A 12,734-nucleotide genomic window follows, 5' to 3' on the forward strand; every position below is an offset into this window, starting at 1 on the left:
TGAGGCCATGAAGAAAGGGCCCGCAAGCCCTTCTTTATTTCCTCCAGGCGCTCAATCCGCCTTGATCCCGTTGTCCTTCACCACCTTCGCCCAGGTGTCGATCTGCTTGTCGATGAAGACGCGAGCCGAGTCGGGCGTGCCGCCGACGATGTCGATCCCCTGGGCGCTGAGCTTCTTGGCGATCTCGGGATTTTTCAGCGCCTTGTTGACTTCCTCGTTCATGCGTTTGAGGACCTCGGGCGGGGTTTTGGCCGGTGCCAGGATGGCCCACCAGGCCGGTGCGTCAAAGCCGGCAAAACCGCTTTCGGCCACGGTTGGCACATTCGGCAGATCGGGCGAGCGTTTGCTGGTCGTCACGGCCAGCGGGCGCAGGCGGCCGCTGTCGATGTGCGGCTTGGTCACAAACACCGAGGCGATGGACAGCGGCACATGGCCGGCCACCGCATCGGTCATCAGCGGACCACCGCCCTTGTAAGGCACGTGCTGCCAGTCGATGTTGCCGCTTTTGCCCAGCAGCGCCATGGCCAGATGGCCCAGGCTGCCCGAGCCGATGCTGCCGTAGTTCACGTTTTTCTTGGCTTTGGCGGCGGCCACCACATCGGCAAAACTCTTGTACTCGGAAGCCGCGAAGGTGGCCAGCACCATGGGCGAGGTGCCGATCAGCGTGACCGGCGCCAGGTCCTTGCGGGTGTCGAACGGCATGCCGGGAATCAGGCTGGGGTTGACGCCATGGGTGTCGAACACCACCGCAAAGGTGTAGCCATCGGCCGGCGCGGCGGCCACGGCGGCGGTGCCGATGGAGCCCGAAGCACCACCCTTGTTTTCGACAATGATGTTCTGGCCCAGTTGCTGTGACAGCGGCACGGCCAGAATGCGCGCAACCTGGTCGACCGAACCACCGGGCGGGAAGACGGCGACCAACTTGATCGGCTGTTTTGCGGGCCACGTTTGGGCCATCGCGCTCATCGAGGTGGCGCACAATGCGGCGGCCGTCATGGCCAGGGCGGTTCCGGAAATCCAGTGTTTCATGATTCACATCCTGCAAATAAGGTGGTGGCCAGTATCCTCAGGCCGCCGTCAGAATGCCATTGCGGTAAACACGTAGCATGCCAACCATCCGCCGGCACACCGGCGGCGTGTGCCGGTTTCGCGCAAAATCAGCCCATGGTCCGACCCACCCAACTCCTCTATTCGCAGCGCGAACCCGCGCCCACCCGTCCCGCCGCCACCGTGCTGCTGCTGCGCGACAGCGCCGAGGGCATCGAAATCCTGATGACACGGCGTTCCATGACGGCCAGCTTTGCGCCGGGCGCTTACGTGTTCCCCGGTGGCGGCATCGATGCGGCCGATGCGGCAGCACATGGCCAGTCCACCCGCCGCGCAAGCCAGACCGACCTGCACCTGACGCAGGCGATTGCCGCCATCCGCGAAAGTTTTGAAGAGCTCGGCGTGCTGCTGGCCCGCCATGCCGACGGCAGCCACGCCAGCACCGCCGATATTGCGTCCCTGAGCCGCACCGCGCCGTTCGCCGCGCAGTGCCGCGAGCGTGGCCTGACGCTGGCTGGCGACCAGGTGTTTGTTCTCGCGCACTGGATCACCGACCGCGACCTGCCGCGCCGTTTTGACGTGCCTTTTCTGGTCGCGCGCATGCCGGACGGCCAGGAGCCGGTGGCCGACGAGAGCGAACAGTTCGAGCCGGTCTGGGTGCGGCCGGCCGAGGCGCTGGCGCGGCACGAAGCCGGCGGCTTTTTCATCATCTTCCCGACCATACGCACGCTGCAACGCCTGCAGCATTTCGGCACGGTGGACGCCGTGCTGCAAGCCTGCGCCGCGTCCGAGCAGCCGCTGTGGACCTCCTGCCCGCGCGCCGGCTTTCTGGCCGGCGCCGAGGCACGCTACATGGAGCACGAGGCGCCCTACGGCGAACTGGCGCTGACCAGCCCCGATGGCCAGATGGTGCACACGCTCGACTGGCAGACCGCGCAGCCGGTGGCCCTGCTGAAGAACCTGATGCGCCTGACCGCGCCCAACCCTGGGGTGATGACCGGGCCGGGCACCAACAGCTACCTGGTCGGCGACCCGGCCACCGGCTACATCGTGATCGACCCGGGACCGGCCGACACCGACCACCTGCAGCGTTTGTGGCGCGCAGCGGGCGGCAACATCCGCATGATTGTGTGCACCCACTCGCACGCCGACCATTCGCCCGGGGCCCAACCGCTGCAGGCGATGTGCAGCAACACGCCGCCCATCCTAGGCCTGCCGTCGGCGCCGACAGCACGCGCCGCCAGCCAGTTCACACCCGACCGGTCGCTATTAAATCAGGAGCTGCTGGCGCTTGTGGCTAAAGGGCTGCAAGGCGAAATGACGCATACCCTGAAGGTGATTCACACGCCCGGCCACGCGGCCAACCACTTGTGCCTGGTGCTGGTCGAAGACGGCATTCTGTTCAGCGGCGACCACATCCTCAACGGCAGCACCACGGTGGTGGACCCGCCCGACGGCAACATGAACGCCTACCTCGATTCGCTGGACGCACTCGACGCGGCTTGCGACGAACACGGCATCGCGTTCATCGCGCCGGCGCACGGCCATGTGCTGGGCGAGGCCAAAACCGTCATCGCCCAGCTCAAGGCGCACCGCCTCCGACGCGAGGCCAAGATCCTCGGCGTGATGCAGGCGCAGCCGCAAGGCAGCATGGACGAGTGGGTGGCCGCCGCGTATGACGACGTGGACCCGCGTATCTGGCCGGTGGCGAAACGCTCGCTGCTGGCGCATGTGGAGAGGATTCAGGCGCAGGGGCTCTTCAACCTGTAAACGGTCCCGGAGCAGCGCCTGGCCCGACCACCTCAGCTGGCCGCCGCCAGCCGCACAAAGGCCTGCACCACCTCCGCCGTCTCGGCGCTGCGCTGCACCGCGTAGACATCGGCATGCGGCGCCTCCTTGCCCAGCGGAATCACCTTGATCTGGTCCGGAAACAGGCCGCGCAGCGACGACGGAATCAGGGCCACGCCCATGCCTGCCCCCACCAGGCTCAGCAGCGCGGGCAACTCCAGCACACGCTGGCTGACCTGCGGCGAAAACCCGGCCTGGACGCAGCAGTCATGGATGTACTGCGCATGGGCCGACGAATCGGTGCGCAGCATCACAAAGGGCTGATCGCGCAAATCCGGCAAACGCAGCTGGCGGCGCCGCGCCAGCGCATGGCCAACGGGCAGCGCGACCGCCACCGGATCGCGCCAGAGCAGCGTGCTGCTGAGCACCGCGTCGTTGACCGGCGTGCGTGACACGCTCAGGTCAATGCGCCGCTCGCGCAGGGCCTGCAACTGCACGGCCGGCTTGAGCTCGTGCAGGTTGACCTCGACCTCGGGATGGCTTTGCGCATAACCGGCCATGATGCGCGGCAGCGGCCCCAGGAAATGCGAGCCCGACAAACCGATGTCGATGCGCCCGGCCAGGCCCTGCCCGATCGCGCGGGCCCGGTTGCCGGCCTCGTCCACGCGGGCCAGCACGGCCTGCGCGTCGATCAGAAAGGCCTGGCCCGCGAGCGTGAGCTCGACCCGGCGGCTGGTGCGCTGGAACAGCCGCGCGCCGATTTCCCGCTCGAGCTGGCTGATCTGCAGGCTCAGCGGCGGCTGGGACACATGCAGGCGGCGCGCGGCCCGGGTGAAGCTGAGCTCCTCGGCCAGCGCAACAAAGTAACGCAGATGACGCAGTTCCATGGCGGTTGATTGATACCTTAAAGATCTTGATCAAGACTAACAATATATTGGACACGAATTTCAGGCCGTTCAAAAATACGCCTTCGGTTCCGAAAAAATCATCCAGGAGACACCCCATGCTCAAACAACTTTTCACCACGGCCGCCCTGTGCCTGGGCACGCTGGCCATGGCCCAGGACGCCTACCCGTCCAAGCCCATCGCCCTGATCGTGCCGAATCCGCCGGGCGGCTTTGTGGACGCGTCGGCCCGCCTGCTGAGCGAGCCGCTGAGCCGCGTGGCCAACCAGTCGGTGGTGGTGGACAACCGCGGCGGCGGCAGCGGCAACGTGGCCTACCAGGCGGTGGCGCGCGCCAAGCCCGATGGCTACACGCTGCTGATCTCCTACTCGGCCTACCACGCCGGCAACCCGGCCCTGACGCCCAACCTGCCCTGGGACCCCGTCAAGGACTTCGCGCCGGTGGCGCTGCTGACGGTGGCGACCAACGTGATTGCCGTGCACCCGTCGGTGCCCGCCACCAACCTCAAGGAATTCATCGCCTTCCTCAAGCAGAACCCGGCCAAACTCAACTACGCCTCGCAGGGCAATGGCTCGCTGTCGCACATCGGCACCGAAGTGTTCAAGCAGCAGACCGGCACCTTCATGACGCACATTCCCTACCGCGGCTCCGGCCCGGCGGTGCAGGACGTGCTCAGCGGCCAGGTGCAGGTGTTCATCACCACGCCGCCGTCGGTCATGGGCCACGTGCAGGCCGGCAAGCTCAAGGCCTTTGCCGTCACCGGCGACAAGCGCAGCCCGCAGATGCCGCAGATCCCGACCACGGCCGAAGCCGGCCTGCCCGGCTTCAAGCTGGAAGCCTGGGTCGGCCTGTTCGCGCCCGCCGGCACCCCACCCGCCGTGATTGCCAAGCTGACGGCCGACGTCAAGCGCGCCATGGAACTGCCCGAGGTCAAGACCCGTGCCGATGCCGCCGGTATCGAGATCCGTTACCAGGGCCCCGACGCGCTGGCCCAGCTGGTGAAGTCCGACCTCGCCTACTGGAGCAAAACCATCAAGGCGGCCGGCATCAAAGCCGACTGACATTTTTCAGGACACCCGCACCCATGAGCCGCACCTACCGCATCGGACAGATCGTCCCCAGTTCCAACACCACCATGGAGACCGAAATTCCGGCCATGCTGCGCGCCCGCGAGCCGCATTTTCCGGAACGCTTCACCTTCCACTCCAGCCGCATGCGCATGCAGAAGGTGACGAAGGAAGAGCTCACCGCCATGGATGCGGCCTCCGACCGCTGCGCGCTGGAGCTGTCGGACGGCCGGATGGACGTGCTCGGTTACGCCTGCCTGGTGGCCATCATGAGCCAGGGCCTGGGTTACCACCGCGCCTCCGAGAAGCGCCTGCACGAGGTCACGCTGGCCAACGGCAAGCCCGCGCCCGTGGTGTCCAGCGCCGGCGCGCTGGTGGAAGGCCTGCAGGCCCTGGGTGCGAAAAAGATTTCGGTGCTCACGCCCTACATGAAACCGCTCACGCAAATGGTGGTGGACTACATCGAGCACGAGGGTTTTCAGGTGATGGACAGCCTGTCGCTGGAAATTGCCGACAACCTCGAAGTCGGCGCGCAGGATCCGCTGGCGCCGAGCCGGCTGGTCAGCCGGCTCGATACAAAGGGCGTGGATGTGGTGGTGCTGTCGGCCTGCGTGCAGATGCCTTCGCTGGCGTCCATCCAGGTCGTCGAGGACAAACTGGGCCTGCCGGTGATTTCGGCCTCGGTCTGCACGGCCTACACCATGCTCAAACGCCTGGGCCTGTCCACCCACGTGCCGGGGGCCGGCACGCTGCTGTCGGGCAAGTACTGAGCGCCCTGCCCGGATCGGCAGTGCGCATGAAAAAGTGTGAAGCCCGCCGATAGGCCGGATTTTGTGCGGAACGGCTTCCTTGCGGTCGCCGCCCCGTGACTGCCATTAATCTGGGCCGTCTGTCACCAGACGGCTCGGTGCTACCTACCCGCACACTCCGGGGGCCCCGTCAACGTGTGCCTACTTGGTATTGCTGCGCGTAGAGATTGCTCGTTTCACCCGGACTTAACCGGCTCGTCTCTGTAGCTCTGATCCTCACCTCACGGTGGACAGCTGTTAGCTGCTACGCTGCCCTATGCAGTCCGGACCTTCCTCCAGTGCGGTGTTTCCACCCTTGCACCAGCGGCAGTCTGGCGTGCTTCACCCCGCTATTATCCCGGCAAATCGTTCGCTACTGATTTGATAGCTGCTTGCGCCCACCCCTTCTGGGCCAGGGGCTTAAAATACTTCATAGATCCGAAATACAGATCCACGAGGTAACACCCCATGATCCGCCTGACCGAGCTCAAGCTGCCGCTTGACCACCCCGAAGACGCGCTGCCGGCGCTGATTGTCAAGACACTGGGCATCCAGCCCGCCGAGCTGCTGCGCCACAGCATCTACAAACGCAGCTACGACGCGCGCAAGCAGAAGCTGCTGCTGGTTTACATCGCCGACGTGGCCCTCGCCAGCCCCGAACTGGAAGCAAGCCTGCTCAGGCAGTTTGAAGCCAACCCCCACATCCGCCCCGCGCCCGACCAGAGCTACCACCTGGTGGCCCGGGTGGACAGCGCGCCGGCTGTGCGCCCCGTCGTTGTCGGTTTCGGCCCCTGCGGCATTTTTGCGGCGTTGCTGCTGGCGCAGATGGGCTTCAAACCCATCGTGCTGGAGCGCGGCAAAAAGGTGCGCGAGCGTACCAAGGACACCTGGGGCCTGTGGCGCAAGGGCGTGCTGAACCCGGAATCGAATGTGCAGTTCGGCGAGGGCGGCGCCGGGACCTTCTCCGACGGCAAGCTCTGGAGCCAGATCAAGGACCCGCGTTTCCTCGGCCGCAAGGTCATGCTCGAATTTGTGAAGGCCGGCGCACCCGAAGAAATTTTGCTGGTCAGCAAGCCGCACATCGGTACCTTCAAGCTGGTCAAGGTGGTGGAACACATGCGCGAGCAGATCACGGCGCTGGGCGGCGAGATCCGCTTCCAGCAGCGCGTCAGCGATGTGCTGATTGAAGAAGGACACATCCGCGGCCTGACCGTGCAGAATCTGGAGGACGGCAGCAGCTACGAACTGCGCGCCGACCATGTGGTGCTGGCGCTGGGGCACAGCGCACGCGACACCTTTGCCATGCTACACGAACGCGGCGTCTACATGGAAGCCAAGCCGTTCTCGGTAGGTTTCCGCATTGAACACCCGCAAAGTCTGATCGACCGCGCAAGGCTCGGCCAGCACGCCGGCCACCCGCTGCTGGGCGCGGCCGACTACAAGCTGGTGCACCACGCGGCCAACGGGCGCTCGGTCTACAGCTTCTGCATGTGCCCGGGCGGCACCGTGGTCGCGGCCACCTCCGAAGTGGGCCGGGTCGTGACCAACGGCATGAGCCAGTACTCGCGCAACGAACGCAACGCCAACGCCGGCATCGTGGTCGGTATCACCCCGGCCGACTACCCGGGCGGGCCGCTGGCCGGCATAAACTTCCAGCGCCAGCTCGAGTCGCACGCCTTCACGCTGGGCGGCGGCGGCTACGTGGCGCCGGGCCAGCTGGTCGGCGATTTTGTGGCCGACCAGGCCTCGACCCAGCTCGGCAGCGTGGAGCCCTCCTACAAGCCCGGCGTGTTGATGACGGACCTGGCCAGCGCCCTGCCCGACTACGCCATCACCGCCATGCGCGAGGCGCTGCCGGCCTTCGGCAAGAAGATCAAGGGCTTCGACATGTTTGACGCGGTTCTGACCGGCGTGGAAACCCGCACCTCGTCGCCGCTGCGCATCACGCGCGGCGACGATTTCCAGAGCCTGAACGTCCGGGGCCTGTACCCGGCCGGCGAAGGCGCCAGCTACGCGGGCGGCATCCTGTCGGCCGGGGTGGACGGGATCGAGGTGGCCGAAGCAGTGGCGCTCGACCTCACGAAAACAGTCAGGGTATAAAAAAGCCGCTGCAGGTGCAGCGGCTTTTGGTTCACTGGTGTCGGCTTGATGCAAGGCTGATACAGGTCCACAGGGCGCGATCAGGATTGCGTGGGCTCTTTGGCGCGGCGTGCGCCTATCTTCGGCACCAGCATGCCCACCTGCTCGCGATACACACGGTAGCGCTGGCCGAACTGCGCGATCAGGTCACGTTCCTCGAACCAGATGCCAATCAGGATGTAGCCGGTGCAGGCCACAGCAAACAACAAATGGCCTGCCGTCATATGCGGCGTGGCCCAGAAGCTGAGCACAAAACCCAGGTAAAGCGGGTGCCGGACGTAGCGGTAGAACAGCGGCGTGTGGAACGCAGGCTCCGGCAAAGCCTGCCCACGCAGGTTCGCCCACACCTGGCGCAGCCCGAAGAGTTCGAAGTGGTTGAGCAGGAAGGTGCTGACCAGCAAAACGCCCCAGCCCAGCCAGAACACGGACTGCAGCACGAAGCGGCCGACCGGGTCATTCACCGACCAGAGCACCGGCTCGGCGATGGGCCGCCATTGCCACAGCAGCAACGCGAGCACAACGGTTGCTGCCAGCACGAAGGTGCTGCGTTCGATGGATTCGGGAATCACCCGGGTCCACCAGCGCTTGAAGCCGCGCCGTGCCATCACGCTGTGCTGTACGGCAAAGAGCCCCAGCAGCGCGACATTGACAACCAGCGTTTCGACCAGCGGCGCGGCAGCCCCGCTGTCGATGGTTTTGGGCAGTAGCGGCAGGTTGCCGATAAAGCCGATGGCATAGGTAAAGGTGACCAGAAAAAACAAGTACACCACCAATCCATAAAGGGCAGCGAACAGTGCCATGTCGATTCTCCCAATAGTATGAAGTTGATGAAACGTCGGGACAACGGCCCGCATTGGCCATTGAAATAAAAGGGCGAGGCAAACCATGCCCATTCGCCGCGGGCCTGAAAAAATATTGCAAGAGGAAGCGGAAGCGCCGGTCCGGCGCCCGCGTGCTACGGCACTTCGCAGCCGGGCGGCAGGCGCGGTGGGCGGCAGACCCCGGCAGTTTTCATCTCGCCAAAAGCCCGCCAAAGGACGCTGATCTGCGGTGTCATCGCGCCCACCAGCGGTTGTCCAGCACCTGCGCAATGCGCAGTGCAGCGCGCGCCGCGCCGTCGGTTTCCACCGGCCGGTAACGCACGGGTTCGTGCATCGCGGCCAGCGCGCGTCTGGCCAGTTGCTCGGGGTCCAGCGTCGCCGCATAGTCCATGGAACGGTCGGCGGCGTAATTGGCCAGGCGCTGGCGCACATGCACGCATTGTTCAAAGTGGCGCTGCAAAGGAAAGCTCAGGAAGGGCCGGCGTGTGGCCACCAGTTCCATGGTGGTTGACAGCCCGCCCTGCACCAGCGCCAGGTCGCAGCAGGCCAGGTGCTCGTAGAGATTGTGCACATAGGGCCGCACCTCCAGCCCGGGCTTCGGCTCGAACTCGTCGCCAGACAGGCGCGGGCCGGTGACAAGGATCAAGCGCAGTTCGGGCAGTTCGCGCTTCATGCGCGGGAACGCCGCTGCGATGCGTTGCAGCAGGTGGCGGCCGGTGGCCGTGCCGCCGACCGCGGCGATCGCGATCTTCTCGTCGCTTCGGTAGCCATGCCGGGCGCGCAGGCGCTCGGTGTCGGCCAGCGTATGCGGGTCGAAGGGCAGGCAGTAGCCGCAGTAGCAGAAGTTTCGGTCTGTCCACGCGCGGATGCCGGGCAGGCCCGGGCCGAAGGGCTGCTCGGTCACGTCTTCACGGTTGCCCACGAAAATGGCGGCGTCGCGCAGGTAGGGGTAGCGCGCCACATGTTCGATGTCGTCGGCATTGCGGTCGGAGCACAGCGCAGCCTCCCGCTCGTTGCCTGGCTCCATCGGCAGGCAGCCGACAAAGTCGGTGAGGAAAACGTAGGGTTGGCGCTTCAGCTCCGGGTTCTCGTGATAGAAGTAGTCCACGTCCCAGGCCTCGTCGCCGATCACCAAGTCGTAATGTTCGGCCTCCATCAGGTCGACAAAGGTCATGAAGTTGTGGCTCATGATCTCGTCCATGGTGCGCAATGCGAAAAAGGCAGACAGGTCGTGTTCGCCGGCCATGTTCTCGAAGTGGCGGCTCTCGTTGGCCAGGCGTTGCGTGATGGGGTGAAGACGCTCGCCTTCGCGTTCCAGGTAGCGCGCAGCCGGGTCCACGGTGAACCAGTCAATCGCCAGATCCGGCTGCAGCTTGCGCAGCTCGCGCGCAATCGCCAGGTCGCGCTGCACATGGCCCAGACCAATGGGGCTGGAGATGAACAAGGCGCGGCGTGGCCGCTTCATGGCGCGTGTCCAGGTGCGCTGCCGCGGCGCTCCTGCGATGAACTCATGCAGCGCACGGTTGAAGACCACCGGGTCGCGCGCCGCTGTCACATGGCCGCCGCCGGCAATGGTCAGAATCTTCGAGCCCGGCACCAGGGCATGGATCGCCTGCCCCTTGGCGTAGGGCACGCGCAGGTCATCGTCGCCGTGGATCACGAGGGTCGGGCAGGTCAGCCGGCGCGCGAGGTCGCGCACGTCGTTGCCCACCCACGCCTTGCGGCACCATCCCAGCCACTCCGCGCTGGTGGCCCAGCCGTAGTGCACGCCGTCTTCGTACGGCTTTGTCGAATGGGGCTCGTTGAAGATGATGCCCATGAACCAGTCGAGGTAGCCGGGCCAGTCGCCGGCCAGCAGTTCGCCCTCCATCTTCAGGCGCTGTGCGAGCCTCTCATCGTTCGGTACCGAGTCGGCAAAGCCTCCCGCCGTGACCAGATGCGTGATGCGCTGCGGCTGCTCGGCCGCCAGCCGCAGCACCGTCAGCGCCGCGGCCGAAATACCGACCAGGGCCACGCGCTCGACGCCGACCGCATCGAGCACGGCCACGAAGTCGGCGTAAAAGTGTTCAAAACTGTAGGCGTCCTGGCCCATGGGCCGGTCGGAACGGCCGTTGCCGCGCCCGTCGGTGGTGATGACGCGAAAATGCCGCGACAGGTAGGGCACCGTGGCCTTGAGCATCTGGCTGTGCACGATCTGGAACGGCGGCGCAAACGCGATCCAGGGGCCGCTGTCTCCCCACACCGCGTACCAGAGCTTCACGCCATCGCGGTCAACGAAGCCGTGGGACGCGGGCTGCACGGTTTCAAACGGCGAGGCTTCGGCGCCCGGTACCGCGCCGGGCTCGGGCAAGGGGCCGGCGATGCGGTCGAAACGCGTGGGCCGGGGACGGAGGGGGGTGTTCATGGGCAGCTCCTTGGGCGACCAGCACACTAGACAGTCTTGGCAACCTTGGCATCCAGCGACTCCAGCAGCCACCCAACGGCATCCAGTGCCGCACGGTGCTGGGCCTGCTCTTCCTTCACGTCCAGCAGATTGGCGAATTCCATGCCGAGCCAGAACTCCGAGACCCAGCAAGCAATGACCTCGGGGGTGAACGGCGGCGGCAGTTGGGTGCCACTGGCTTGCAACGCGGCAATGGCTTCGCGCACAGCACCCAGCACCAGCTTCTTCCAGGCCATCAAGCGCGGCAGGAACTTCTCGCGCAGACCCGGGTTGGACAGGCTGGCCGCCCACAGCTCGGCCTGCAAACGCACGAAGCCCGACGCGAGGTCGCTCTCGTAGAAGCGGCGCGCGCTGGCCCACTTCTGTGCAAAGCTCCCGCCGCTTTCGTACAGCGCGGTCTGGCGCGACAGCAGCCGCTGGTTCACCGCATCGAGCACCTCGATGACCAACTGGTCCTTGCTGCGGTAGTGGTAGTTGATCAGGGCATGGTTGACCCCTGCATCCCTGGCGATCTCGCGAATGCTCAGCGCCGCGTAGCCCTCGGACACCAGGCGGCGGAACGCCGCATCCAGGATGCGCTCGCGCGTCTGTGTTGCGTCACCGTCGTGCAGTTTCGAGGTAGCGGACAGGGCTGCGGATTTTGAAGTCATCTTTAAACATCCGGTTTAACCAGTTGTTCAAATAATAATGATTCCTGAATCTGTGTCAAGCCCACTCCGGGAAAATGGGCTATCCGGCCTGTCGCAACCATCGCGCAGGCATGAAAAAAGCCGCTGCGGGTGCAGCGGCTTTTGATTCGTCCGGTATCGACTTAAACCTGGCCGGGCTGGGCCGATTGCAGTGCGGCAATGCGCTCCTCGATCGGCGGGTGCGTGGCAAACAGCTTGCCGATGCTGCCGGTGATGCCCATGGCTTCCACCGCCTTGGGCAGCTGGCCGGGCACCATGCCGCCCAGACGGGCCAGCGCGTTGATCATGGGCTGCTTGCGGCCCATCAGCTGCGCGGCACCGGCGTCGGCGCGGAACTCGCGGTGGCGCGAGAACCAGGCGACCACGATGGCGGCGGCAAAACCGAGCACGATGTCGAGCACGATGGTGCTGACGTAGTAACCGATGCCGGGGCCGGAGTTGCTGTCGCTGCCCTTACGCAGAAAGCTGTCCACCGCATAACCGATCACGCGGCTCAGGAACACCACGAAGGTGTTCATCACGCCCTGGATCAGCGTCATGGTGACCATGTCGCCATTGGCCACGTGGGCGATTTCATGGCCGAGCACGGCTTCGATCTCTTCACGCGTCATGCCCTGCAGCAGGCCGGTGGAGACGGCGACCAGCGCCGAGTTCTTGAAAGCACCGGTGGCAAAGGCGTTGGGCGCACCTTCGAAAATACCGACCTCGGGCATGCCGATGCCGGCCGTGGTCGCCAGCTTGCGCACGGTCTCGACGATCCAGGCTTCGTCGGCGTTCTGCGGTTCGTTGATCACGCGCACGCCGGAACTCCACTTGGCCACCGGCTTGCTGATCAGCAGCGAGATGATCGCGCCGCCAAAACCGATGACCGCAGCAAAGCCCAGCAGCATGCCCAGGTTCAGCCCTTGCGGCGTGAGGTAGCGATTGACGCCCAGCAGGCTGGCGACAATGCCCAGCACCACCACAACGGCGAGGTTGGTCATGACAAATAGAAAAATACGCTTCATGGATGCTCCGTAGAGGTCGGTAAAAACAAGTGCCGCAAAA

The 12,734-nt window shown here is 65.3% G+C and carries 10 protein-coding genes and 1 other RNA gene; 4 read left to right on the forward strand and 7 right to left on the reverse strand.

Translation table 11 applies throughout. The annotated features are described in order from the left end of the window. Positions 1-51: 51 nt before the first annotated feature. Positions 52-1,029, reverse strand: a complete 978-nt coding sequence (locus tag AAG813_RS05010) for a tripartite tricarboxylate transporter substrate binding protein (RefSeq protein WP_341912452.1) — start codon at positions 1,027-1,029, stop codon at positions 52-54. 135 nt (positions 1,030-1,164) lie between these two features. Here AAG813_RS05010 and AAG813_RS05015 point away from each other — a divergent pair, with 135 nt between their 5' ends. After that, the gene (locus AAG813_RS05015; protein ID WP_341912454.1) at positions 1,165-2,817 is read left to right on the forward strand and encodes an MBL fold metallo-hydrolase; all 1,653 of its coding nucleotides are present in this window, start codon (positions 1,165-1,167) and stop codon (positions 2,815-2,817) included. 32 nt (positions 2,818-2,849) lie between these two features. On the opposite strand, the gene AAG813_RS05020 is transcribed toward AAG813_RS05015, so the two are convergent. Further along, the gene (locus AAG813_RS05020; RefSeq protein ID WP_341912457.1) at positions 2,850-3,722 is read right to left on the reverse strand and encodes a LysR substrate-binding domain-containing protein; all 873 of its coding nucleotides are present in this window, start codon (positions 3,720-3,722) and stop codon (positions 2,850-2,852) included. A 167-nt stretch (positions 3,723-3,889) separates the two neighbouring features. On the opposite strand from AAG813_RS05020, the gene AAG813_RS05025 reads away from it, so the two are divergent. Continuing rightward, the gene (locus AAG813_RS05025) at positions 3,890-4,801 is read left to right on the forward strand and encodes a tripartite tricarboxylate transporter substrate binding protein (RefSeq protein WP_341912538.1); all 912 of its coding nucleotides are present in this window, start codon (positions 3,890-3,892) and stop codon (positions 4,799-4,801) included. Positions 4,802-4,824: 23 nt separating this feature from the next. Next, positions 4,825-5,577 (forward strand): Asp/Glu racemase, encoded by a 753-nt coding sequence (locus tag AAG813_RS05030; RefSeq protein ID WP_096664323.1) that lies wholly within the window; start codon positions 4,825-4,827, stop codon positions 5,575-5,577. A gap of 34 nt (positions 5,578-5,611) precedes the next feature. Here AAG813_RS05030 and rnpB read toward each other — a convergent pair. Further along, positions 5,612-5,939: RNase P RNA component class A (gene rnpB / locus AAG813_RS05035), an RNA gene on the reverse strand. A 124-nt stretch (positions 5,940-6,063) separates the two neighbouring features. On the opposite strand from rnpB, the gene AAG813_RS05040 reads away from it, so the two are divergent. Then, a complete protein-coding gene (locus AAG813_RS05040; RefSeq protein ID WP_341912461.1) occupies positions 6,064-7,695 on the forward strand; it encodes an NAD(P)/FAD-dependent oxidoreductase in 1,632 nt (543 codons plus the stop codon). 80 nt (positions 7,696-7,775) lie between these two features. Here AAG813_RS05040 and mddA read toward each other — a convergent pair whose 3' ends face one another. The 4 genes from mddA to htpX form a co-directional block, all read right to left on the reverse strand. After that, the gene (gene mddA / locus AAG813_RS05045) at positions 7,776-8,534 is read right to left on the reverse strand and encodes a methanethiol S-methyltransferase (RefSeq protein ID WP_341912463.1); all 759 of its coding nucleotides are present in this window, start codon (positions 8,532-8,534) and stop codon (positions 7,776-7,778) included. Between the two features lie 253 nt (positions 8,535-8,787). Then, on the reverse strand, positions 8,788-10,959 hold the full coding sequence (locus tag AAG813_RS05050) for an alpha/beta fold hydrolase (protein WP_341912465.1): 2,172 nt from the start codon (positions 10,957-10,959) through the stop codon (positions 8,788-8,790). Between the two features lie 26 nt (positions 10,960-10,985). After that, a complete protein-coding gene (locus tag AAG813_RS05055) occupies positions 10,986-11,648 on the reverse strand; it encodes a TetR/AcrR family transcriptional regulator (protein WP_341912467.1) in 663 nt (220 codons plus the stop codon). Between the two features lie 161 nt (positions 11,649-11,809). Then, positions 11,810-12,694: a protease HtpX gene (gene htpX, locus AAG813_RS05060; RefSeq protein ID WP_096697497.1), complete on the reverse strand. Its 885-nt coding sequence runs from the start codon at positions 12,692-12,694 to the stop codon at positions 11,810-11,812. Between the last annotated feature and the right edge of the window lie 40 nt (positions 12,695-12,734).

The organism is Polaromonas sp. YR568 (assembly GCF_943371715.1).
Lineage (GTDB): Bacteria > Pseudomonadota > Gammaproteobacteria > Burkholderiales > Burkholderiaceae_C > Polaromonas.